The 22,533-nt window shown below is 73.0% G+C and carries 20 protein-coding genes; 9 read left to right on the top strand and 11 right to left on the bottom strand.

Translation table 11 applies throughout. The annotated features are described in order from the left end of the window. Positions 1-51: 51 nt before the first annotated feature. Positions 52-3,276, bottom strand: a complete 3,225-nt coding sequence (locus WME97_RS23845; protein ID WP_437555041.1) for a serine/threonine protein kinase — start codon at positions 3,274-3,276, stop codon at positions 52-54. Then, on the bottom strand, positions 3,273-4,541 hold the full coding sequence (locus WME97_RS23840) for a serine/threonine-protein kinase (RefSeq protein WP_437555040.1): 1,269 nt from the start codon (positions 4,539-4,541) through the stop codon (positions 3,273-3,275). Before WME97_RS23840 ends, WME97_RS23845 begins: the two co-directional genes overlap by 4 nt. 228 nt (positions 4,542-4,769) lie before the next feature. On the opposite strand from WME97_RS23840, the gene WME97_RS23835 reads away from it, so the two are divergent. The 5 genes from WME97_RS23835 to WME97_RS23815 all read left to right on the top strand — a co-directional run bounded on the left by WME97_RS23835 (position 4,770) and on the right by WME97_RS23815 (position 7,931). Continuing rightward, a complete protein-coding gene (locus WME97_RS23835; protein ID WP_437555039.1) occupies positions 4,770-5,363 on the top strand; it encodes a hypothetical protein in 594 nt (197 codons plus the stop codon). A gap of 72 nt (positions 5,364-5,435) precedes the next feature. Continuing rightward, positions 5,436-5,669, top strand: coding sequence for a hypothetical protein (locus WME97_RS23830; RefSeq protein ID WP_437555038.1), 234 nt, complete (start codon positions 5,436-5,438; stop codon positions 5,667-5,669). 277 nt (positions 5,670-5,946) lie between these two features. Next, positions 5,947-6,141, top strand: a complete 195-nt coding sequence (locus tag WME97_RS23825; RefSeq protein WP_437555037.1) for a hypothetical protein — start codon at positions 5,947-5,949, stop codon at positions 6,139-6,141. 275 nt (positions 6,142-6,416) lie between these two features. Beyond that, complete coding sequence (locus tag WME97_RS23820) at positions 6,417-7,124, top strand: DUF2914 domain-containing protein (protein WP_437555036.1); 708 nt, start codon at positions 6,417-6,419, stop codon at positions 7,122-7,124. 18 nt (positions 7,125-7,142) lie between these two features. After that, a complete protein-coding gene (locus tag WME97_RS23815) occupies positions 7,143-7,931 on the top strand; it encodes a hypothetical protein (RefSeq protein WP_437555482.1) in 789 nt (262 codons plus the stop codon). Positions 7,932-7,986: 55 nt separating this feature from the next. On the opposite strand, the gene WME97_RS23810 is transcribed toward WME97_RS23815, so the two are convergent. The 6 genes from WME97_RS23810 to WME97_RS23785 all read right to left on the bottom strand — a co-directional run bounded on the left by WME97_RS23810 (position 7,987) and on the right by WME97_RS23785 (position 15,451). Next, positions 7,987-9,048, bottom strand: a complete 1,062-nt coding sequence (locus WME97_RS23810; RefSeq protein WP_437555480.1) for a YncE family protein — start codon at positions 9,046-9,048, stop codon at positions 7,987-7,989. After that, positions 9,048-10,088: a hypothetical protein gene (locus WME97_RS23805; RefSeq protein WP_437555035.1), complete on the bottom strand. Its 1,041-nt coding sequence runs from the start codon at positions 10,086-10,088 to the stop codon at positions 9,048-9,050. The genes WME97_RS23810 and WME97_RS23805 overlap by 1 nt, the downstream gene beginning before the upstream one ends. Further along, entirely contained in the window at positions 10,085-11,512 is a 1,428-nt protein-coding gene (locus WME97_RS23800; RefSeq protein WP_437555034.1) for a serine/threonine-protein kinase, read from the bottom strand. Before WME97_RS23800 ends, WME97_RS23805 begins: the two co-directional genes overlap by 4 nt. Before the next feature lie 208 nt (positions 11,513-11,720). After that, positions 11,721-12,578 carry a 1-acyl-sn-glycerol-3-phosphate acyltransferase gene (locus WME97_RS23795; protein WP_437555033.1) on the bottom strand — a complete coding sequence of 286 codons (858 nt, stop codon included), beginning with the start codon at positions 12,576-12,578 and terminating at the stop codon, positions 11,721-11,723. Between the two features lie 197 nt (positions 12,579-12,775). Next, the gene (locus WME97_RS23790; RefSeq protein WP_437555032.1) at positions 12,776-13,624 is read right to left on the bottom strand and encodes a formylglycine-generating enzyme family protein; all 849 of its coding nucleotides are present in this window, start codon (positions 13,622-13,624) and stop codon (positions 12,776-12,778) included. Positions 13,625-14,005: 381 nt separating this feature from the next. Beyond that, positions 14,006-15,451, bottom strand: coding sequence for a hypothetical protein (locus WME97_RS23785; protein ID WP_437555031.1), 1,446 nt, complete (start codon positions 15,449-15,451; stop codon positions 14,006-14,008). A gap of 130 nt (positions 15,452-15,581) precedes the next feature. Here WME97_RS23785 and WME97_RS23780 point away from each other — a divergent pair, with 130 nt between their 5' ends. Continuing rightward, a complete protein-coding gene (locus tag WME97_RS23780; protein WP_437555030.1) occupies positions 15,582-16,433 on the top strand; it encodes an MBL fold metallo-hydrolase in 852 nt (283 codons plus the stop codon). A 39-nt stretch (positions 16,434-16,472) separates the two neighbouring features. Here the strand turns inward: WME97_RS23780 and WME97_RS23775 are convergent, their stop codons facing one another. Beyond that, a complete protein-coding gene (locus WME97_RS23775; protein WP_437555029.1) occupies positions 16,473-17,201 on the bottom strand; it encodes a DUF192 domain-containing protein in 729 nt (242 codons plus the stop codon). Positions 17,202-17,267: 66 nt separating this feature from the next. Between WME97_RS23775 and WME97_RS23770 the strand changes: the two genes are divergently transcribed. Next, positions 17,268-18,065, top strand: a complete 798-nt coding sequence (locus WME97_RS23770; RefSeq protein ID WP_437555028.1) for a peptidylprolyl isomerase — start codon at positions 17,268-17,270, stop codon at positions 18,063-18,065. 76 nt (positions 18,066-18,141) lie between these two features. On the opposite strand, the gene WME97_RS23765 is transcribed toward WME97_RS23770, so the two are convergent. Further along, positions 18,142-19,122, bottom strand: coding sequence for a lamin tail domain-containing protein (locus tag WME97_RS23765; RefSeq protein ID WP_437555027.1), 981 nt, complete (start codon positions 19,120-19,122; stop codon positions 18,142-18,144). Positions 19,123-19,357: 235 nt separating this feature from the next. Between WME97_RS23765 and WME97_RS23760 the strand changes: the two genes are divergently transcribed. Next, entirely contained in the window at positions 19,358-19,819 is a 462-nt protein-coding gene (locus WME97_RS23760) for a hypothetical protein (protein WP_437555026.1), read from the top strand. Then, entirely contained in the window at positions 19,810-21,477 is a 1,668-nt protein-coding gene (locus WME97_RS23755) for a putative metal-binding motif-containing protein (protein ID WP_437555025.1), read from the top strand. The genes WME97_RS23760 and WME97_RS23755 overlap by 10 nt, the downstream gene beginning before the upstream one ends. 38 nt (positions 21,478-21,515) lie before the next feature. Here WME97_RS23755 and WME97_RS23750 read toward each other — a convergent pair whose 3' ends face one another. Further along, positions 21,516-22,502, bottom strand: a complete 987-nt coding sequence (locus WME97_RS23750; RefSeq protein ID WP_437555024.1) for a hydroxymethylglutaryl-CoA lyase — start codon at positions 22,500-22,502, stop codon at positions 21,516-21,518. Positions 22,503-22,533 lie beyond the last annotated feature (31 nt).

The raw sequence follows: 22,533 nt of genomic DNA, 5'->3' as shown, positions 1-22,533 counted from the left end.
TTGCGTCAGTTGCGTCTGTTGCTTCCGTTGCTCCATCGCGGCGACCTCGGTTCAGGGGATCTCGACATCGACCCGCGCGAGCTCGACGATCTCGAGGCGTTCGAGCATCGCGTCGGTGACCAGCGGGCCGGTCGGCCGCAGGCCGCGCCGCGCCTGCTCCCGCTCGTACGCGGCGAAGGCGCGGATCAGGAACGGGGGAAACGCCCGGAAGAGCAGCCTCGCCTCGGCCCGGAGCGGGCCGCGCCGCTGGCCGGTGCGAAGATCGTAGACGTACCGGATCGGCACGCCGGGCGGCACGGAGCGCGTATCGATGATCGCGTCCGGCCCTTTGACGACGCCCCGGCTCGCGTCCAGCGCGCCGACCGGAAAGTAGATCTCGAGAAAGGCGTTCTGCCCCGACAGGTTCGAGCCGCAAGCGCCGGTGTCCAGGTCGTAATCGCCGTCCGTGAACCGATCGGCGTGGTGCAGCCCCTGGCCGGGCCCGGCCTCGCAGGTGCCGTCTGCGGCCACGACGCCGATGCATCGGACACAGCGCAGAAAGCCGTTCTGAAAGTTGATGAGCCCGCGGCCCCGGAACGAGGTGCCGCCGAGCCGTGGGGGTGGGGTCCAGAGGGGGACATCAGGCCCGTCGCGCACGTCCGCGCCGAACAGCCCGCCTTGAGCGCCCGCGGGCGCGAAGGGGCTGTTCGCGTCTGGATCGGTGGTCACCCGGGTGAACACCTTGTCTCTCAGATCCTCGTCGGCGCGGTCGATCCGGCCGACCTCGTAGATCACCCGCCCCTCTCCATCCCTCACCACGAGGTGAACCCAGAACTCGCGCTCCTGGCTGAAGCCGGCTGGCACCTTGTGCCCGGCGCCGGTGTTCTCGATCTCGACCGGGATCTCGACGCGATCCCCTGCCGCGCCTGCGCGGCGCGCGGCGCCGAGCTCGAAGCGGAACGTGTGGCGGAGCAAGAGATCGCGGCGGCGGCGCGCGCCCGCCGGAATGCCGTGCACGTCGAGCGACGGCTCATCGATGAGCGCGTCGGGGAACTCGTCCGACAGCGGCACATCCACGCCGGAGAAGTAATGGGTCGCGACGTCCGCCGGAGCGGCGGAGTGATCCGCGATCCGGCCCCGCGGGCGCGCGCCGGGCCTCCGCGGGGCGAAGCGCGTGCCGGGCGGGCACTCGGGATCTCCCGGCGACGCCTGCGCGGCGCCCGCCGCCGGGGCCGCCTCGCAGACGCCCGGATAGGTGCTCATGTGGCAGTCCTGGCAGGTCGCCGCCGGGCGGCCCGCGCGCTCCTCGGACCTCGCCCAGTCCGACCACTCGGTGTAGGCGTTGCGCAGCCGCTTGAAGTGCTCGCCCCGCGCCGCGGCGAGGCTGTCGCTGCCGAAGAGGCGCACGTCGTGGCAAGCCCCGCAGAACTCGCTGGAGCGCAGGTACGCCCTCGCGCTCGCCGACGGGCGACCGTGCACCACGGGCTCGACAGCGCCCGCCGCTCCCGCCGGCTGGAGCCCGGCGCGCGCGGCCGCGCCCTGACCCGAGGGGAGCAGCAGCTCCTCGGGGCGGAGGTCGTAGCCGCTGTTCGCGATCCCGAACAGGCCGCGGCCGTCCTCGGGACGCGCAGCGAAGACGGCGCCCGTCACGAAGGATGTCCATGTCGGGTTGCCCTGGTACCCGGCGCGCCCGCGCGGGCCGACCGGGCCGTGCACCTGATGGCAGAAGCTGCAGGAGATCCCCTCCAGGCCGCGCCGGGTGAGCAGGTCGCGCACGGGGAGGCGCGCGCGGGGATCGCCGCCGGCGCGGCCGTCCCACGCGGGCATCGCGGCGTCGAGGTTCTCCGCCGGGCTGTGGCAGTTCACGCACCAGTGCTCGCCGCCCGAGCCGGTGACGGCGACGCCGCTCCGCCCGTCGCGGCAGGCGCGCGCGGGATCGGCCTTGCGCAGGATGCCCGCGCCGTTCGGGCAGTCGGCGGTGCGCCCGACCTGCTCCTCGATGAGGCTCTCCAGCGCGTTGAAGAGCGGGCTCTTCACCGAGTGCGCCATCACCGAGCGGCGCCACTCCGCGGCCTGGCGGCCGTGGCACGCCGCGCAGTCCTCCGCGGCCGTCCGCGCCTGCGCGAGCGGCGCGACCGGCGCGACGGCGACCGCGCGCGGCGCCGCCGGATCGGGCTCGCCCCGCGAGAGCGCGAGCGCGGCCGAAGCGATCAGCGCCCCGGCGCCGAGCGGCGCGATCCGCCATAGCCGCGCCGCGGCGCCGGCTGGGCCGCGCGGCGGGCGGTCGTCGCTCGCGTCGCCCGCGTCGCCCGGGCGCGCGCTCGCGCGCGGCGCGGGGCCGGTCCTCGCCGAGGTGGCCGCGCCAGCGCGACGGGAGGTCCGGGCGGCGGGCACCGGAGGCGCCGGCGGGCGCTCGTCGAGGTACCCGCTCAGCGCATCGGCGATCTGCTCGGCGCGCGGCGGCCGCTCCGACGGGTCCGGATGGAGCAGCCGCAGCACGTAGCCCTGCAGGCCCGCGGGGAGCGAGGTCGCGATGCCCTCGATGAACGGCGGCGGCTCCGCGCGGGCGGCCTCGCCGAGCGCGTGCCGCAGGCCAGCGCCCGCGAACGGGTGCTCTCCCGCGAGCAGGCGGTAGAGCACGAGCCCGAGCGCGTACCGGTTCGCGGCGCTGTCCCAGATCGCGCCGTCGGCCTGCGCGGGCGGCGTCCAGAGCGGCGGGATCTCCGAGGACACCCGCGCGCCCTCGCCGCGGGGCGCCGTGGCGGCGCCGCGGCTCGCCGACGCGCCGACGAGGGCGGCGACGAGCGCGCTCGCGGGCAGCGTCACGCGGCCCGCGTCGTCCACGAGGACCGCGTCGGGCGAGAGCGGACCGGGGAACAGGCTGGCGCGCTCGCACGCGGCGAGCGCGCGGGCGACCTGGATGGCGAGCCCGAGCGCCTCCTGGAAGGGGACGGGCCCGCGCCGCGCGCGCATCCAGTCCGAGAGGGGCGCGCCCGCGAGCCGCCGCACGAGCCAGACGCGCGCGCCGTCCGGGCTCGCCGCGGCGGCGCGCTCGCCCTCGGCCGGCGAGGCGACGCCGCCGTCGATGAAGCCGCCGACGCCGGCGCTCCCGAGCGACAGGAGGCGCGTCGCCACGGCCTGGTGCTCGGGCCCTGCCGGAGCGTCCTGGTCCGCCGCGCCGAGCCGCCACAGCTCTTCTCCGGAGCCCGCGCCGCAGCGCCATCGCGCGGCGCAGCCCACGGCCGGGAGGGGCGCGCCTTCCGTGTAGCCTGCCTGCTCCGGCGGCGCTCGCCTCACCGCGCCCCCTCCGGGGCGGCCGGCGCCGCGGTGCTGGCGGGCGGCTCCGGCGCGCCGCTCGTCGAGCGCAGCGCGCAGGTCCCGAGGCCCGCGAGCGCCGACAGCGTCGCGATGATCGCGATCGCGAGCCTGGGCGGGATGTCGCGCGGCCGGTCGATCTGCTCGACGAGCGCGATCGTGTCGGCGCGAGGCGCATCCGCTCCGCCGGTGACGCGCGCGGCGCCCGGCGAGCTCGCGCGGTCGTGGTCGTCGGCGCGGTGCGGCACGCTCGCGCGGTCGCGATCGCCGGTGCGCTGCGGCGAGCTCGCTCGGCCTCGGTCACTGGTGCGGAGCGGCGCGCTCTCGCGGTCTCGTTCGCCAGCGCGGAGCGGCGCGCTCTCGCGGTCGTGATCGCTGGCGCGCTGCGGCGCGCTCGCGCGGACGCGGTCACCGGCGCGGAGCGGCGCGCTCACCGCGGTCTGGAACGGCTCCAGCCGATCCACGATGTCCTGAGCGAGGTACGGCCGATCCTCGGGCGCCTTCTCGAGCAGCTGGAAGAGCAGCTGCTCGACGCCGCGGGGCAACCCGCTCCGCACGTCGTCGCCGAGCGGCGGCGGCTCTGCCGTGCATTGCAGGTTGAGCAGCTCCCGCGGCGACGCCGACTGGAACGGCGGGCTGCCGGACAGCGCCTCGTACAGGATGAGCCCCAGGCAGTAGAGATCCGAGCGGTGATCGATGGATCGCGCGTCGATCTGCTCCGGGCTCATGTACTGCAGGGTGCCGACGCTCTGCGTGTTGGTCTGGTTCATCGCCTCCACGACCTTGGCGATGCCGAAGTCCATCACCTTCACGCCGCCATCCCGCTGCACCATGATGTTCTCGGGCTTGAGATCGCGGTGGATCACGGGCGGCTGCTGCCCGTGGGCCGCCGCGAGGGCGCTCGCCACGCTGGCCGCGATCCGCACCGCTTCCGGCCAGGGAAGGCGGCCGGCGGCGCCAAGGACCGAGCGCAGCGTCTGGCCGTCCAGGTACTCGAGCACCATCACGAGCTCGCCGGAGGCCTCGACGCTGGCGAGGCTCCGGACGATGTTCGGGTGCTCGAGGTGCGCGAGGATCTGCATCTCGTTCAGGAAGAGCCGGCGTCCCTGCTCGCTCCGGGCGAGCTCGGGGCGGAGCACCTTCAGCGCGACGCGCCGGCGCGACAGGCGCTCCTCGCCCTCGTAGACCTTGCCCATCCCGCCCTCGCCGACGAGGCGTCGAACGAGGTACTCGCCGATCTGATCCATGCGCGCCGTCTCCTCTCCCTCTCCCTCGCCGGGGCGTCTCTTCTACGTGCGAGCAGGGCCGATGGCTTACACCCGAGCCCGCGCGCGGATCGCGGCCGGGCCCCTCCAGCGAGCGCGACGTCCCCCGCTCGGGCGGCTCGTCGCCCGAGGAGAGGATCGCGGTTCTCTGCCGCGCGGGGTATCGAAATCCTGCGCCTCGATGGAGGGTGCGGTGGTAGAACCGCCCCCATGCTCCCACGCCGGGTGTCGATCGCTCGAGCGGCGATGATGGCGCTCGCGCTCTCGGCCTGCTCGAGGACCCCGGCGGAACCGGAGCCGCCGCCGGCCGTCTCCAGCGCGCCGTCCGCCGCGCGGCTCGCGTGGGACGTTCCGGGGAGCTGGGCTGCGCTCGACGTGCCGCGCGCTGGCCCGAGCAAGGCCCTCTACAAGGTGCCGAGGGCGGCGAACGACAAGGAGGACGCCGAGGTGCAGGTCCTCTCGTTCGGCCTGGGGAGCAAGGGAGACGTCGACGCGCGCTTCGACGAGTGGTTCGCGCAGTTCGATGGCGACGTCGGGGCGAAGGCCAGGCGCGCGTCGTTCGAGGTGCGCGGCATGCCGGTCGAGCTGGTCGAGGTGGCCGGCACCTACAAGATCGCGCTCGCGCCGCAGTCCGGCGCCCGCAAGCGATCGCCCGTGGAGATGGTGAAGGACGACTACCGGCTCGTCGGCGCGGCGGTGAGGACGCCGGATCGCGGAAACTGGTTCTTCAGGATCGTCGGGCCTGACGAGACCGTGCGGTCGGCGCGGTCGGCGTTCCGGAGCATGATCGAGTCCGCGCGGTGAGCGAGCGAGAGGCCGAGCGGCCGCGAGCGCGGCGCTCGCAGCGCGCGCCGAGCACATGATACGTTGCGCGCCATGGACGACCGAAAGCGAGAGGCGCGCACGCCGGCCGAGATCTTCCGTGTCGAGGCGGAGGCCGAGGCGGAGCAGAGCCGGCTCTGCGAGGAGAGCAAGCACCAGCTCGCCAACCGCTGCCCGGAGTGCGGCAGCCTCGGTAGCATGGAGCTCGTCGACGGGCTCATGCGCTGTATCGATTGCGACGAGGTGGTGGCCGCAACCCGCCAGCTGTCCGGCTTCGGCCGCCGCTGAATCCCTGTCGCGCCGCCGCGCGACCTCCCGCGGAAATCCCGATGAAATCCCAGTAGATCCGCGTTGAAACGAAAACCGACGCTTGAGCCTCTGCCGGAAAGAACCCACCGGGCGTGGCGCTTTCCAGGTGATTTTCAGTAGGATTCGTGACTATTCTGCGAACATTGGCGTTCTCGCGCCCGGTTCAGTTTTCGCCCCAGACGCGGTGCACGGAAGTCCACGCAGGTCAGCCGGTCGGGGCGTGAACAGCAGGACTGAAGTCTTGAAGGAGTTGGAGATGAAGCGGATCTCAGCGGAGAGCTCGGACCATCCGTCGCGGGAGACAAGCCAGGGATCCCGGGCGAAGACGGCACGAGGCGCGAGCGGGGGCCTGCTCATCCTGATGATCGAAGACAGCGCGATCACCAGCTTCGCCACGACGCCAGAGGGCGAGTCGACCAGCGGTCCGCGCCGGTCCCGCCCGAAGCACTGACCCGGAGCGCCGCGGGGCGCCTTGCGGACGTGCGCTCCTGCCGGAGCGCCGGCACATCGCGACGCGGTGCTGCCGCACCTCAGGGATCCCTGATGAGATCTCGGGACCTCGGGATGGCTGCGCCCCGGACCCCACGTCCAGCGCGCGGCGACGAGCCCTCGTGAGCCGGGCGCGAGCCGCTGGGTCGCTGGCCGTCGGGTTGCCGTTTTTTCGCCCCCTCCGCTGAATCGTGGCACCTCGTCGGTGTGGACACCCGGGGAACGACACGGAAAACCATGGTCCTGGCGCTCGCCGCCGCCGTTCTCGGCGGGGCGGGGCTCGGTTGCAGCGATCCGAGCGAGGCGATCGCGCGGATCTCCCGGGAGGAGCTCCCCGCGCTGAGCCGCGCGGCGGAGGGGAGGCCAGGCGGCGGGTCCGAGGGGCAGGCGAGCGAGGCGCGACCGGACGCGGCGGCGCCGGTCCGGGCCGCCGCGGGCGGCGCTGCCGCGGGCGAGGGCCGCAGCGACGCAGACCGCCTCGACGCGGCGGACGCGTCGCCCGCCCGCGGCCCGGGTCGGGAGCGTCGCCGCAGGTCGGGGTCGGCTCAGGAGGCGCGCACCGCCGCGGGCGCGTCGCAGGGCGGCGTGGGAGAGGGCGCCGCTCGGGCGCCCGAGCTCCAGGTGATACGGCTCGTCGTCTCGAAGGGCATCGCCGGCCGCGAGCCGATCGAGCCGGCGACCTCGTTCGCGAGCGCGGAGATCGACCGCCTCTACGCCTTCGTCGAGCTCTCGAACAAGGACCAGGCCACCTCGGAGATCAGCGTCGCCTTCACGCCCCCCGATGGCGGCCCGCCGCTGCGCATCCCCCTCGCGGTCGGCGCGCAGCGGCGCTTCCGTACGTGGGCTGCCACGCGGAAGGCGCGCGCGGCGGGGCTCTGGTCGGTGACGGTCAGCGACGCGGCGGGCAAGGAGCTCGCGCGCGCCTCGTTCACGATCACGAAGTAGGAGGCGCTCGTGGCTCGCATGTTGTGCTCGCGCTCCTCCGCTCTCCTGGGCGCTCGCCGCGCCGCCCTCATGGCCCTCGCGCTCGCCGCGGGAGGCTGCGTCTCCCGGGCCGCGCCGGCGCCCGAGCCTGTCGGGACGCCACGCCCGCCTGCGACCGCCCCCGCCCTCGGCGCGCAGGTAGGGTGGTTCGGCTTCTGGGTCCCCGACGGTCCCGCGGCCCGGGTGCTCTCGCTGCACGTCCAGGAGAGCGACGAGGTCGAGCCGCCCGACGCCGAGCCGCCCGCGCGCGCTCCGGCGCCCGGCGCGACGCCGGCGGAGTCCGACGAGGAGCGCCGCTACGTGGTCCTGCCTGGCGTCGAGCTCGCGCCCGCCGTGGAGCAGAAGGTCGCGGAGATCGCGTCCGCCTACTTCCGGCGAACCGGAAAGGAGCTCGTGGTCACGAGCGGCACGCGGGATCCCGCGCGACAGGCCGAGGCGATGCACGAGCTCTTCCGGCACGGCGCCGATGTCCTCGGCCTCTACAAGGACAAGACGGCGGCGCGCGAGATCAAGAGCGCCTACGAGGAGGGGCGCTCGGCCGAGCACCCGCCGGAGGCCATGATCGCCGCCCTCGAGCGGGTGATCCGCGCCCAGATCGATCGCGGCGTGTTCATCTCGGCGCACCTCCGGGAGGGCGCCGTCGACATCCGGAACCGGGACATGACACCCGCCGAGAAGCGCGCCTTCCTCGAGGGCGTCGACGAGGTCGGGGGCGTGTTCGCGCTCGAGGAGTCGCGGCCGCCCCACTATCACCTGCAGATCGATTGAGCCCAGGAGGGCCCGGCGGTCCGCGCGAGGCGGCCGCCAGGCTGGCGGCTGCGCGTCACTCGTCGTTGAAGCGGACGATCTGTCCCGAACCGGAGTTCGTCCAGTAGACGCCCGTCCCGTCCGCGGCGATGCCCTTCGGCCCCTCCTGACCCGTCGCGATCTCTTCCTGAGCGCCGGCCGTGTCCTTGCGGAACCGGTAGACTGTCCCCGTCGCCTCGACGGTGACATAGAGGTAGTCCCCGTAGGCGGCGAGCCCCATGGGCGGGCTCGACAGCCCCTCCAGGAGGGGCACCGGCTGCTCGCCAGGCGTCTGGCTCCGCGGATACCGCCATACGCTGTTCCCGGCCACCCAGTAGAGGTTGGTGTCGTCGATGACGAGCAGACCCAGATCCACGAGACCTTCGAGGACGGCCTTCTCCTTTTCGTCGTTGCCCACGTCGTCGACGAAGATCGTCCCCGATGCCTTGTCTGTGAAATAGACGATGTTCCCGTCCGCTGCGACGCCGATGGGGGCCCCGTTCGGCTCGGAGACCCCCGTCGGGTAGCTGCCGTCGTCGCTCTCATTCTTCTCGGCCCACGTGACGCGATGGCCCGAGGTCCGCACCCCATAGACCCGGGAGTTCCCGATCGCGAGGGTGCTTATCTTGCCGCAGCCTTCCCAGAGCGTTGTCTCGGCGGTCACCGGAGCTGCGGGGAACTTCGCGTCCTTCGGCAGCCTCAGCAGCTTGTCGCGCGTGCTCTCCGTACCCATGCAGCTCTGGTTGGCGGGATACGTGGTGTCGGTGCTCGACCAATAGATGTGCGTCGCGTCCACCGCGATGGCCTCGGGCGCCTCGCTGGAAGGCTCGAGCAGATTGACGACCTCCCAGTCATCCTTGATCTGCCTCCGGAGCGCGCCGCCCGTGGAGCTGTCCTGCGCCCCGTCACTCCGCCCGTTGGTCCAGTAGATCGCCTCGCCGTCGAGCGCGATGGCGCGAGGTTCTGCCTGGTTCTCGGCGATCACGAGCAGCGGGATCACCTGGCGATCCTCGAGCCCCGCGATCTCCGCGCAGCCGTTGAGGCCCGGCGCGAGCGCGGCGAGCGCCAGCGTCACGGCAGAGCACTTCGAGCTTCGCATCACCAGTGGCCTCCGAGCACCACGCGCCCCCCGTCCGAGGCGACGCTGGGCGCGACCCACACGCGCTCGCCCGTGGCAGCCTGCTCCGGCGAGCGAGGCGACATCAGGACCATCGCGACGCCGGCCCCGAGGCACACCAGCCCGGCGCCGAGCGCGATGTTGGAGACCATCGCGGTCGTCCGGGCGCTCTCGTTCGCCTCGACGTCCGCGCGGCTGCAGCGGAAGCTGCCGCTGCACCCCTCCTCGACATCCCCCGCTTTCTGTATCGTCAGCACCCCGAACACCGCCCCCACGCCGATCCCGGCGATCCCGACGCCGCCGGCGACGAAGCCGAGCGCGCGCATCGGGTTGCCGGTCGCCTCGGGCTTCGCGGCCTCCGGGCGGGCAGGCGGCGGGCGCGGCGGGGCAGGGGGAGCCGCCTTCGCCTCCTGAACGGCGACGTCCGCGAGCGGCGGGATGGTCACCCGCGTCGTGCTGGGCCCGGGGTCGAGCGTCACCCGCTGCGACCAGGGCTGCTTGCCCGGCGCCTTGGCCTCGATCGTCGCCGTGCCCGGATCCACGGGGATGCCCGAGCCCGTGGCCGCGGCGGCGCTCAGCTCCTTGCCGTTCAGCGTGATCGTCATCGCAGGAGCCGCCTGCGTCGCCTGCGCCGCGTCCAGGACGAGACGCGTCAGCTTGGCCTCCAGCTCGGACGCGCGCTTGGCCGCGAACTGGGCGCGATCCTGCTGCCCGGCGCTCGCCGCGAGCGAGGACGCCTCCGTGAACTCGGCCCATGCGCTGGCCGTCTTGCCCTCCTTCTCGTGGCAGACCGCCAGGTTCAGCAGCGTCCCGACCGTGGGGTCCACGCGCTGGCTCTCTGCGAGCTTCGGGCAGGCCTCCTGGAGCTTGCCCTCGTCCATGAGCTTCTTGCCGTCCTGGAACAGCCCCTCGGCGAGCGCCTTGTCCGCCGCGGTCGGCTGCGCCAGGAGCGGTGAGGTCAGGCTGGTCCCGCAGAGCAGCGCGAGCCATGCGCCCGCGTGTCGCGCTCGTAACGATCTCAATGGCGGCTCCTCAGCATCTCGTCCTCGCTTGTCGACCTCGGCGGTCTCGGCGGGTGGCCCGGCTTGAGCGGCGCTCCGGAGGCGGCCGCCTTCGGGCGCGCGTCGGCCGCCGCGCTGCCCGTGGGAGCCGCGCTCGGCGCAGGGACCGGCGGCGCCGCCGGGCTCGACGCCTCGGTCGTGGCGCTGGCAGTCGCGGCCGGAGCGCCCGGCGCTGCAGCGGGGGACTCGGGCCCGGGCGCGTCGACCGCGGCGCGCTCGGGCTGGTGGGACACGGCGGCGCCCGGCGCCTGCGACGCCACGCGCACGCTCGCGACCAGCCACACGCCCGCCCCGGCCGCGCCGGTCAGCAACGCGGCCACGCCGGCGGCGACCAGCAGCCTGCGCCGCGAGCGGCGCCGGTTGCTCGTGTGCGACCATGACGCGCCGGACAGCCTGTCGCTGTCCTCGGCCGCCCTCGAGTTGAGGAGCGTCTGTCCGGCCGGCGACGCCGCGCCGATCGCGCTCTGGATGCGCGAGGTCGAGAGCTTCGCGAAGCTCGACCCGAGCGGCTCGAGGGCCTGCGCGAGCTTGCCGACGTTGGCGTACCGCTCGCTCACGTCGCGCTCCAGGCAGCGCGAGACGATCCGCTCCAGCGTGGCCGGCGCGTCGCTGCGCTTGTCGCGGAGCCGCGGCACCGGCTGGTGCAGGATGTTCGCCATCACCGCGGCGACCGTCTCGCCCTGGAAGGGCGGCTCGCCCGTCACCAGCGTGTAGAGCAGCACACCGAACGACCAGACGTCGGCGCGCCCGTCGACGGTCCTCGGCGCCATCATCTGCTCGGGCGACATGTACCCGGGCGAGCCCATCACCTGCTTCGTCGACGTGAGCCCCGGCTCCGCGGGCGAGTCGAGGCCTTGCCCCTTCGAGATGCCGAAATCGAGGACCTTGATGTGCCGTGTGCCGTCCGCGTGCTCGGCGAGGAACAGATTCGAAGGCTTGATGTCCCGGTGGACGACGCCCGCCGCGTGGGCCTCGGCCACGGCCTCGAGCGCCTGCAGTACGTAGTCGACAGCGTCCTGGATGGACAGCGGACCGTGGGTATCGATGACCTGCTGGAGATCGAGCCCGGTCAAGAACTCCATCACCATGAAGGGCACGCCGGTCTCGGTGGTGCCGACGTCGAACACCCGCGCGACGTGCTCGCCCGACAGGCGCGCCGCCGTCCGCGCCTCCCGCAGGAAGCGGGTGACGGCCTCCTGGTTCGCGAGGGCGTCCTGGCGCAGGATCTTGATGGCGACCTTCTGGTCGAGATCCTCGTTGCGCGCCGCCAGCACGACGCCCATTCCGCCGATGGCCACGACCCGCTCGATGCGGTACTTGGCTGCGATGAGCTCTCCCGGCTGGGCCAGCGGTGCGAGGAGCTGCGCGGTGCGGTCGGGGGTCACGGCTGGCGTTCAAGCCTACATGAACGGACTCGGTTTTCCGAGCGCCGCGCGAGGCCCAGCGCCCTTTGTCGCGCGCCCGCTGGTTTTGGAGCGCCGCGCGCCGCCCGCTCGGGCCATGGGCGCGCGCCGGACGTCACCGCACGCCACGGCGCCGCCATTCTCCTGCGGTTCTCTCGTCAACCGCGCGATCCATCAACCACGCGGCCCATCAACCCCGGGGGAAGAGACCGTGCCTGCCCGCCGCGCGGAGCTCGTCCAGCCCGGCCTCCATGCGCGCGACGATCCGCGCGAATGCGCGCTCGACCTCGTCCGGGTCGCTCGCGGCCTCTCTCGGGAGCCCGAGGTGCAGCGGGCGGAGCACCCTCGTGTGGATCTTCACCGGCAGGGGCACATGGGGGATCGGGATGCCGACGATGAGCCCCCACGGCAAGGCGAGGCCGAGCGGCGCGACGTTCGAGCGCGCGAGCTCGGGGAGGCGGAGCCACCTGGCCAGCCTGCTCCCGTCCGTGGCGATGTAGAGCGATTGGTGCGCCCCCACGCTCACGATCGGCACGATCGGCACGCCCTCGCGGATGGCGAGCCGGACGAAGCCGCGGCGCCGGCCGAAGCGGATCGTGTACTGCGCCGAGGTGGGCTTGCACGCGTCGAGATCGCCGCCGGGGAAGACCAGGACCGCCGCGCCGCGGGCGAGCGCTCGCCGCCCGTTCTCCGGGCTCGCGGCGATGGCGCCGCAGGCGTTGAGCCAGGCGCCGGCCTTCGGGACGTTGAACGGGAGATCGTGCATCAGCCCGTAGGACAGCCGCGAGGGCCCATAAAGGCGCCAGAACGCCGTCATGTGGCAGTACATATCGGGCATTCCCGTCATCGCGTTGTGGTTGCTCACGGCGAGGAAGGGGCCGTCGGGCAGCTGCTCTTCGAGCTCTGTCTCGCAGCGGAAGTAGTCGTCGTAGAGGAGGCCGAGCAGCGGGAGCACCCGGGCGATGAACGCCGGGTCGCGCGCGTCGAGATCGTCCGGGCGGGCGCGCCCGCGGCCCTTGAGCGCGAACGCCGCGATCGCGTCCTTCACGAGGTCAAGGCTGGGGCGAGGCTCTCTCGGTAAGGTCAGCACCGTTCACGGTGCCCTAGCGTGCGGCCGAACCGAGGGGAAGCGGTTCGTTCAGGACGCCTGTCGCGCGGCCTCGGCGCGGGATCGCGTCCGTCACCCGCTGCGCGCCGCGCCCTCGATCCGCTCCGGTGGAGGCCGGAGCGTCGCCGCCGGCTCGTTCACTCGACGTCCCGGCAGCACCGGAAGCCGGTCTCGTAGTAGCGGAACCCGTCCCCGTGCGCCGGGTTCGTGGAGCTGCACCGCGGCTTCGCGCCGCCGAAGCAGCCGGACCAGTAACAGCCCTTGAGGACGTGAGGATACTCGTTGACGTGGTATCGGGTGCGCACCACCCACTCCTCGACGTTCCCCGTCATGTCGTGGACGCCGAACGCGCTCGCGCACCCGGGCCGCGCGCCGCTCGGCTCGGCCTGGTACAGCGACTGGACCTCGGCCAGCGCCTCGTCGGAAGGCCAGGAGCCGAGCGCGCCCTCGTCGGGCGCTCTCCACGTCTTGTTGTCGTTGCAGCGCTCCGCTTCGTGGGTGTTCCCGTACGGATAGACGGACGCCTCGGGGCCCTGGCACGCCGCGTCCCACTCGTCCTCGGTGCAGAGGCGCTTTCCGCGCTCCTCGCACCAGGCGCGCGCCGAGACGGCGCTCTCCATGACGAGCGGCAGGGCGCCTTCCACGTTCGGCGCCTCGAAGCGATCGATGCAGTATCCCTGGACCTCCACCATGTCGGGCGGGCAGGGCGCCGGGGGCGTCGTGTCGAGGGGGAAGTCCTGCTCGTCGGTACCGCCGCTGCCTCCCCCGACGCCGCCTTCTCCAGGGCCCCCGCCGTCTCCCGCGCCGCTGCCTCCGCCCGATGTCACGGAGGCCGACGAGGCCGACGAGGACGATGCCGCGCCCCCGCCGCCCGGGGTGTCGTCCATGCCGGTGCCGAGACCGCCGTCGCAGGCAGCGCTGAAGATCGCCACGAGCCCTAGCAGCGAGGTGAGCCGAGCGGCGAGGGGGAGAGCTCCAGAGCGCATTGCAAGCTCCTCATCGAACAACGTGTCAGAGCGACCGTCGCGCGTCGAGGGCGCGCCGCGCTTCCCGTGCTCCGCGCCGTGGTTCATCGCGTCAGAGCGTCCTCGACATCGACCTTCGTCCTCCGCCTTCCTCTCTCATCGATCCTCGTGGCGCTCGGACGGAGTCCACCCGCAAAGGGCGGCAGCGCGCGACAGCGGCGCTCGGACGCGACAGCGCCGAGAAAAAGCAGCTCAACCGTTGAACCGCGACCGGGGTACCTTGAATGCCAGGAAGAGAAACTTCCACGTAGTATTCGCTTCGTTGGTGCCGTACCGATCTCTCCTCCCGGGATTCGGGTTCTCGGTTCCGGGTTGCGTGACCCGGCGCGGCAGAGCGATCCGCTAGAAGCGGAGCTTACAGCGGAGGATCGCGCTCGGCGCGACACGCGCGGCGGTCAGCCGGCTCGCGCGCGCGTCGACGCGGACCTGGACCGCCACCGAGCCCGCGAGCGTGCGGCTCACCAGGTCACGCGCGAGCAGCCCTACGGTGCCGGTCAGGTGCGACATCGCGGCAGAGCCAGCCAGGAGCGAGCATGGGATGGATCCAGATAGATCCATCGCGATCGCGGCGTCCGCGCCGTTGCGCTCGACGGTGCCCGTTCCTTTGAGCTTCAGCGCGCCGGCGGCGACCTCCACGCCGCTCAGCGCGACGCGCTGGCGGTCCGCGGAGAGGCGCGCGTCCGCCTTGACGGTCGTGGTGTTGCCGAAGAGGAGCCCGTCGAGCTCCCTGGGGTGGGGCAGGGTGAAGCCCTTCACCGTGAGCGCGATCGGCCCTTCGAGCGGCGCCTTGGACAGGGCGGTCCGGTCCGCCCCATCCGCGAGCCGCAGCTCGAGCGTTCCGGCGACGACCATCGTCGAGGCGCCGACGTCGACGCCGAGGAGCGCGCCCACGGCGGAGAGCGGCGTCGGCGCGAGCTCGATCGAGGCGCTCGGCGAGGGGCGCGGCCGGAGCTCGGCCCTGAGCGGCGCGGAGACGACGTCCTCGCCGCCGAGGCCCAGGGAGATCGACGCTGCGCCGATGGACCAGGCGATGTCGGTCCGCGCGATCTCCTTGCCGGCGACGAGCACGCGAGCCTGCTTCAGGACGCCGAGCTCCGGCCGCGGCGCGCCGGGCGGCGCGGCGGCGCCCTCGACCGGAGCGGCCGCGCGCCGCTCGAGGGCGCCGTCGGCCAGCGCGAGCACCTCCGGTCCGCCTTCGTGATCCCGGAGACCCAGGCGGACGCGGCCCGTGGTGAGCGGCAGCGCCGCCGCGCGCGGGCCGTACTGCGCGACCCACACCGGCAGATCCTCCAGGGCGTCGGTCCCCACGAGGGTGAGCTCGACGCCTTCCGTCGCGATCCGCGCGGGCGAGAGGCCGCGCAGCTCGATGGTGGCGCGCGCGACCGTGCCCGAGATCCCGCGCACCCCGAGGAGGGAGAAGCGGCCGTCGCGCAGGCGGATCGAGCGGAGATCGACGTCGATCTTCCCGGGATCGAGCGCGACGCCGCGCGCGCGGGCCTCGGCGATGATGCGCCGGCGGAGCGCGGGAGGACCGAGCACGACGAGCGCGGCTATGGCGGCCGCGACGACGGTGACGACCACGAGCGCCGCGATCAGGGCGCGGCGGCGCCGCTTGCCGCGCGCGCCTCGCGGCGCTCCGCCGCTCTCGCCAGGGGCGCGCGGCGCGCCGTCCTCGCCAGGGGCGAGCGGCGCGCCGCCGCTCTCGCCGGTGGCGCGCGGCGCGGCGAGCGGCACCTCGGCGTCGGTGTCGGGGGAAGAGGCGGAAGCGGGGCGAGGGGAGGGCGCCACGAAGTGAGATCCCTGTAGCGTCGTTCGAGCGCCGTCGCGAGCGCTTCGCGCGGCTCGGCGCGCTTGCAGCCGAGCCCTCGCCTGCGCTACGGGTCACAGAGCCGCCTGTAGTCCGGTCCCGGAGCCCGGTATGAAGATCACCATCATCGCGAGCGGGAGCGGAGGCAACGCCACGCTGTTCGCTTCCCGCGGCACGCGGGTCCTCGTGGACGCGGGCGTCGGGCCGCGGGTGCTCGAGCAGTGCCTCTCGGCGGCGGCCGCGGGCGGCGCGGACGGCAGGCTCCTGCCCGACGCGATCGTCATCACGCACGCGCACGCCGACCACGTCGGCGTGGCCGCCAGGTACAACAAGAAGCACAAGATCCCGATCTACGCCTCGGAGGCGACCGTGCGCGCGGCGGAGCTCGGCGATCCAGAGCGCGTCCGGGGCTTCTCGTCGCGCGAGCCGTTCGCGGTGGGCGCGCTCACCTTCTCGCCGAGGCCGCTGCCGCACGACGCGGCGCAGGTCGCGCTCGTCGTCGACGACGGCGCGCGGCGGGCCGCGCTCGTGACGGATCTCGGCGAGGTCCCTCCGGGGCTCCTGGAGCACGTCGCCGGCTGCGATGTGGTGATGCTCGAGTCGAACTACGACGCGGGGTTGCTCGAGGCCGGCCCGTACCCGCAGCACCTCAAGCGCAGGATCCGCTCGGCGCGGGGCCACCTGTCGAACGCGCAGGCGTGCGAGCTGCTCGCGGCGCTGCCCGGCGGCACACACACGGTCGCGCTGATGCACCTCTCCGAGGTCAACAACCGCCCGGAGCTCGCGCTCGACGCCGCCCGTGAGGCGCTCGTCGGCCGGCGCACGCGCCTCGTCGCCGCGCCGCCTCGGGGGCCGCTCGTCCTCGACGCGGCGGCGCCGCCGGCCCCTCCGCCCGGCGCGGCGCGCTCGTCGCTCGGGCCGCCGGCTCCCCCGCGCCAGCTCGGTCTGTTCACGGGGATATGAAACGACGCTCCGGCCGAGGAGCCGCCGCTCGGGCGCGCGTCAGATCCCCTCGAGCCGCACCTTCTGGCCCGCGACGACGCCGTGGCGCCGCGCCCAGCCGGCGTTCAGCTCGAGGACGTACGTCGACGGACATCCGACGTCGAAGGTCGAGTCGGTGAGCGTCGGGGTGTTCTCCTCGATACCGACGATCGTACCGTCGCTGTCGATGAACAGCATGTCGAGCGGGATGCACGTGTTGTGCATCCAGAACGAGTGATTGTTCCGCTGCTGGAAGACGAAGATCATCCCGCGGTTCTCCGCCATGCTCGTCCTGTACATGAGGCCGCGGGCGCGCTCCTGCTCTCTCCTGGCGATCTCGACGGTGACATCTGGGGCCTTGGCCTCGAGGAAGGTCACCTTGCCGGTCGCGAGCTGGAACGGGCCGGTCGGGTCCTCGGGGCACGCCGGATCCGGGCCGGTGAGCTTCGGAGACGGCCGCTCGGGCGTCGACGGCGTCGGCTGGATGCAGCGGCCGGCGTCCCGCTCCACGGTCGAGGCGGGCGGCGTCCCGGTCGAGGCGGGCGGCGCAACGTCGCCCACGTTGCTGCTGGGCGTGAGCGGGAGCGGCTCGTCGACGCGGCGCTCGCACGCGCCAAGGGCGATCGCGAGCAGCAGCGCGCCCAGGGCGGGAACGAGCGAGGCGAGCGCGGCGGGAATGGCCAGCGAGGCGGACGTGGCGGACGTGGCGGACGTGAACGGACGGGTCGCGAGGGCGCAGCGCGAGCTCATGCCGCTTCCTACCACGGCGACGCTCGTCCTTGACCGCTGGACCGCGACGCGGGAAATCGTCGCACGATGAACGCTCGAACCCTCGCCATTCAGTCCCTCGCCACCCTCGCCACGCTCTCGGCCCTCGCGGGATGTTCGAAGACCCCGGAGCCCACGGCCGAAGAAGCGCCGAAGCCGAAGACCACGCCCGCGTCGACGGGGCTGGTCGGAGGCAAGGCGGAGACGGCAGAGAAGGATCGCCCTCAGCCGCAGAAGCGCAAGGTCACAGCGAAGCCGGTCGCCGAGGTCAAGCCCAGCGAGGACGACCCGGTCAAGGGCAAGTGGACGCTCGACGACGCCACCAAGGGGCTCCCGCCGGGCAAGACGTTGACGGCGTCGATCGAGACCGATCTCGGCACGCTGTCCTGCAAGCTGCTGGACGACAAGGCGCCCATCACCGTCGCCAATTTCGTCGGCCTGGCGCGAGGGATCAGGCCCTGGAAGACGCCAGAGGGGACGTGGGAGAAGAAGCCCGCTTACGACGGGACCATCTTCCACCGCATCATCAAGGGATTCATGATCCAGGGCGGGGACGCGAAGAAGAACGGCACCGGCGAGGCCGGTTACGTCATCCCCGACGAGGTCTGGGAGGACGGCAGCCACGATCGCGCAGGGCTCCTGTGCATGGCGAACCGCGGCAAGAACACGAACTCCGCGCAGTTCTTCATCACCGACGCGGCGGCGTTCCACCTCGACAACGGCTACACCATCTTCGGTGAGTGCGGGCCCGAGGAGCTCGTCCACAAGCTGGCCGGCGTCGAGGTGAAGGGCGAGCGCCCGGTCACCCCGCCGGTCATCAAGAAGGTCACGATCACCCGGCAGTGATCGGTCCGAGGCGCCCCGCGCCGAGCCCGGGCTCCCGCCGCCCCGCGGCGAGGAGCCGAGCTCGCAGCGGGCGCGCTCACGGGCAGTCGTTCTCTTCGCCGGGCGTCGGCGTGGACGCCACGGTGAAGCTGATGTCGAGCCACTCGCTCGTCTCGTCGTGCCCGCTGATGCCGTTGCCTTCGGTCAAGAGCTCGCCGACCTCGAGATCGCTACAGCGGACCATGCTCGACCCGCTGGCGGCGGCCGCGGCTGGCCGCTGGCTGCCGCGCGCGGTGTCATCGGCATAACCGGTCTTGCCTGTCTTGTACACCATCGCCGAGTTCCCCAGCTCCTCGCCCCAGATGACGTAATCGACGTCCTTGAGCGGGCTGCGCTCCGTGCCGTCCCACTCGAAGAGGATCACCATCTCTGCGCCGTCGGTGAGCAGCGCGCCGGATTGCGCCCCGAGGGCGCCGTTCGTGGGCGCGATCATGGGCGGCACGTCCGCCCCCTCGCAGGGGATGGGCGTCTCGTCCAGGGCGAAGTCGGCGCACCGCTGGTACTGGAGCTCGAAGCCGTCATCGCTCGCCAGCACGAGGCGCGCGCCGGCCGCGATCATGGTCCCGGGGGGGAACTGGACGAGGAAGTCCGTCCCTGCGCTGCCTGTCGGCGCGAAGGCGGTACCCGTGGTGATGGCATAATAAACGCTGTTGTCCGAAAGGTAGTAGTTGGTGAGGTCGATCTCGGCCTCGGTCGGGTTCCAGATCTCGATGAACTCGCCCGCTCCAGGTTTGACGGCCACCTCCGAGATCAGCAGGTGGCCGGCGGGCTCACCGGGGACCACGCCGCCGCCGCCGCCGTCTCCACCGCCAGCGCCGCCCGCGCCGCCAGCGCCGCCTTCACCGCCGCCGCCGGCCTCACCGCCGCCGCCGCCTTCGCCGGAGCTGCTCGAGGTGGTGCTGGAGGAGCTCGCTCCACCTCCTCCCGTCTCGTCATCGCCGCCGCACGCCATGAGGGGGGCGAGCGCCAGAGGGGGAGCTGCGAGGAGTGCGATGGTGAGCAGGGTGCGCGTGTGCATTGTTGAGAGATACATCAGAGCGCCGGCCAACAGGCAAGTGGGATTGCAGCCTGGGGGAAACGATCCACCGCTCGTCGTGGCGTCAGGACACTGCCATCGCTGCCAAATGCATGGCGGGCGCGCGAGGAATCGATAGCATGGCGACATGCGACGGTGCTCCTCGCTCCTCCTGACACTCCTCTGCGTACCGCTCCCTGGGCTCGCTCTCGCTGTCGGTTGCGGCCAGACAGTCATCGTGGACGATCCGTCCGCAGACGGCGGAGGCGGCGGCGAAGCCGGCGCTCCGCCCGTCCCGACCGGGGGGGGAGGCGGCTCGGACCCGGGGAGGGATCCGCTCGAAGAGTACGAAGACCCCGGCTGTCCCGACACCGGGCCGCCGATCACCGATTTCGCGTGCGATCCGTACGATCAGTCGAGCGACTTTTGCGCCCCGGGAGAGGGGTGCTTCATCTATGTGCAGTATCCGGACGAGCCGTGCGGGCAGGAGATCTACGGCGCGTACTGCGCGCCGGCCGGTCCAGGCCGACAGGGCGATCCGTGCAGCGGCGGCAGCCAGTGCGGCGCCGGGTTCGCCTGCGTGGTGACCGGCTCGGGCACCCAGTGCGTCGAGCTCTGCGCGCTCAGCGGCGACGACAACTGCGATCCGGGGTTCGTGTGCGAGCCGATCGACGTCGCGGGGATGGGCGGATGTCTGTGACGACGTACGCCCTGGGTCGGCGCGCGCGCCGGAAGGCGGCGCTGGCGGCGGCCCTCCTCGGGACGGTTCTTGGCGGCGGGTCGCTCTCGGGAGGGTGCGGGGCGCGGACGGGGCTGAACATTCCGCCGCCCGCGCCGGAGTGCGAGGTGGACGCCGACTGTCCCGGCATCGAGGATCTCTGCAAGCCTGTGTTCTGCCAGCTCTTCGAGGCGGGGCAGCCCGACGGCGGCGCGGCGCCCTCGCCCGAGGGCGCGGCCCCGCGGCGCGGCGGGGAGTGCGTCGCGCTGGAGCCGGTGGAGTGTGACGACAGCGATCCCTGCACCAAGGACACGTGCGAGAGCGCGACGGGAGCGTGCGTCTACGGGCCGTCGACGCTCGACATCGACGGCGACGGCTTCCGCGCGGCGCTGCCCGGCACGATCCCTGGCGAGCCGCTCGCGTGCGGCGACGACTGCGACGACGCGAGCGCCGCGGCCTTCCCTGGGGGGATCGAGATCTGCGACGGCGTCGACAACGACTGCGACGGCACGGTCGACAACGGGGCGCGCTTCGTGCCGCTCGACACCGACGCGACCCGCATCTCGGGCGACATCGCGCCGGCCGGCTCTGGCGGGCTCGCCTGGAGCGGGGCGTCGTACGCGTCGCTCTACACCGGGACCACGCAGGGCTTCAACCTGTACCGCTCGATGATCAGCGTCGACGGGCAGCCGCTCGCGCCGGGCGAGGAGATCATCACGCCGAAGAACGGCGACGCCTCCGGCGGGCCGATCGTGTGGGTCGGCGATCGGTACGGCGCCGCCTGGCAGGACCGGCGCGACGGCGACTACGAGGTGTACTTCTCCCTCCTCGACGAGGACGGCCAGAAGGTGGAGGGCGGCGATCGGCGGCTCTCGAAGGCGCCCGGCTTCTCCGTCAACGTGACGCTCACCTGGAACGACACGGAGTTCATCCCCGTCTGGCAGGACGAGCGCAACGGCCTCTTCGATCTGTTCGCGCAGCGCATCGACATCGACGGCAACCTGATCGGCGACAACGTCCAGCTCACGGAGGCGTCGAACGGCTTCGGCAACGAGGCGCCCTCCGCGGCGGCCGGCCAGGGCGGCATCGGGGTCGCGTGGTCCACGGGCGACGCGGCCACGCACTTCATCCAGTTCCGGACGTTCACCGCCGAGCTCGATCCGCGCTCGGAGGTCGTCACGCTGACGACCGGCGAGACCGACGCGGTCTATCCGACGGTGGTCTGGAACCGCGATCGCTACGTCATCGCGTGGTTCGACAAGTCGGCGAGCCTCAAGGCCATCTACGCGGCGGCGGTCTCGGAGGACGGCGAGATCCTCACGCCGCCCACGCCCATCTCGGACCCTGGGCCCTTCCGCTCCAGGTACCCGTTCCTGCGCCCGCTCGGCGATCGGCTGCTCGCGATCTACTCGGACGACCGCGATCAGAACGACGGCTACGAGCTCTACGCGGTCACGGTCAACGCGGATCTCGCGCCGATCAGCGCGGAGCAGCGGCTCACCTTCGCGCCCCGGGACAGCATCAGCCCGGTCGCGACGTTCGGGCCGGAGGGCGACGTGGGCATCCTCTTCCGCGACGATCGCGAGGGCGGCGAGCACCACGTCTTCTTCACGCGCCTCGGGTGCATCGCGGGCGACTGACGGCGGCCTCGCGGTCCGGGCGCGGCGCTGGGCCGCGCTCAGTCCCGGGTCGGCTGGCGGCGCAGCCGGAACGGGCCGGCGCGGTGGACCTTGCCCGGGAGCGGGCGGCCGATGACCTGCTCGGCGACGTTCCCCGCCTCGATCACCTTGTCGAGATCGACGCCGGTCCGGACGCCCATCCCGTGGAGCATGAACACGAGGTCCTCCGTCGCCATGTTGCCTGCCGCGCCCGGCGCGTAGGGGCAGCCGCCGACGCCCGCCACCGACGCGTCGAAGTCGCGCACCCCGAGCTCCAGGCCGACCAGGATGTTCGCGAGCGCCGTGCCGCGCGTGTCGTGCAGGTGCAGCGCGAACCGCTCGGGCGGCATGGCGTCGAGGAAGCGGCGGACGATGTCGTGCGTCTGCCGCGGGGTGCCCACGCCGATCGTGTCGCCGAGGGAGACCTGGTAGCAGCCGAGGTCGATGAGCCGCTCCGCGATGCGCACGACCCGGGCAGGGTCGACGTCGCCCTCGTACGGGCAGCCCCACACGGTCGAGACGTAGGCGCGCACGGCGAGGCCCGCCTCGCGCGCCGGAGGGACGATCTCCGAGAACACCGAGAGCGTGTCGTCGATCGACTTGTTGATGTTGGCGCGGTTGTGCGCCTCGCTCGCGCTCAGGAAGACGGCGATCTCGCGCAGGCCCACCGCCAGCGCGCGCTCGAGGCCGCGCGCGTTCGGGCACAGCGCGCTGAAGGTCACGCCCCGCTCCGCCGGGAGCGTCCGCGCGAGCTCCTCGGCGTCGGCGAGCTGCGGCACCCACTTCGGCGAGACGAAGCTCGTGATCTCGATCCTGCGCAGACCGGCGCCGACGAGCGCCGCGATGAGCCGCCGCTTGCCCTCGATCGGGATCATCGCCGCCTCGTTCTGGAGCCCGTCCCGCGGGCTCACCTCGTAGATCGAGACCTCGTCGGCGACGCGGGCGAAGAGCGGCGCCGAGGCGGCGGCGCGATCCGCGCTCTCGTGATCGGCGGTCCCCTCGGCCATCGGAGGACCCTCGGCGCCGGAGCGGGGCAGC

This window comes from Sorangium sp. So ce367, assembly GCF_051520455.1.
Taxonomy (GTDB): domain Bacteria; phylum Myxococcota_A; class Polyangia; order Polyangiales; family Polyangiaceae; genus Sorangium; species Sorangium cellulosum_B.
This window is presented reverse-complemented; position numbering and strand designations above follow the sequence as displayed.

Excerpts from the sequence above, each read along its gene's own strand:
- WME97_RS23840 (WP_437555040.1), bottom strand. The coding sequence starts at position 4,541 with ATGGATCAGATCGGCGAGTACCTCGTTCGACGCCTCGTCGGCGAGGGC.
- WME97_RS23835 (WP_437555039.1), top strand. The coding sequence starts at position 4,770 with ATGCTCCCACGCCGGGTGTCGATCGCTCGAGCGGCGATGATGGCGCTC.
- WME97_RS23830 (WP_437555038.1), top strand. The coding sequence starts at position 5,436 with ATGGACGACCGAAAGCGAGAGGCGCGCACGCCGGCCGAGATCTTCCGT.
- WME97_RS23825 (WP_437555037.1), top strand. The coding sequence starts at position 5,947 with ATGAAGCGGATCTCAGCGGAGAGCTCGGACCATCCGTCGCGGGAGACA.
- WME97_RS23820 (WP_437555036.1), top strand. The coding sequence starts at position 6,417 with ATGGTCCTGGCGCTCGCCGCCGCCGTTCTCGGCGGGGCGGGGCTCGGT.
- WME97_RS23815 (WP_437555482.1), top strand. The coding sequence starts at position 7,143 with ATGTTGTGCTCGCGCTCCTCCGCTCTCCTGGGCGCTCGCCGCGCCGCC.
- WME97_RS23810 (WP_437555480.1), bottom strand. The coding sequence starts at position 9,048 with ATGCGAAGCTCGAAGTGCTCTGCCGTGACGCTGGCGCTCGCCGCGCTC.
- WME97_RS23790 (WP_437555032.1), bottom strand. The coding sequence starts at position 13,624 with ATGCGCTCTGGAGCTCTCCCCCTCGCCGCTCGGCTCACCTCGCTGCTA.
- WME97_RS23780 (WP_437555030.1), top strand. The coding sequence starts at position 15,582 with ATGAAGATCACCATCATCGCGAGCGGGAGCGGAGGCAACGCCACGCTG.
- WME97_RS23775 (WP_437555029.1), bottom strand. The coding sequence starts at position 17,201 with ATGAGCTCGCGCTGCGCCCTCGCGACCCGTCCGTTCACGTCCGCCACG.
- WME97_RS23770 (WP_437555028.1), top strand. The coding sequence starts at position 17,268 with ATGAACGCTCGAACCCTCGCCATTCAGTCCCTCGCCACCCTCGCCACG.
- WME97_RS23765 (WP_437555027.1), bottom strand. The coding sequence starts at position 19,122 with ATGCACACGCGCACCCTGCTCACCATCGCACTCCTCGCAGCTCCCCCT.
- WME97_RS23755 (WP_437555025.1), top strand. The coding sequence starts at position 19,810 with ATGTCTGTGACGACGTACGCCCTGGGTCGGCGCGCGCGCCGGAAGGCG.
- WME97_RS23750 (WP_437555024.1), bottom strand. The coding sequence starts at position 22,502 with ATGGCCGAGGGGACCGCCGATCACGAGAGCGCGGATCGCGCCGCCGCC.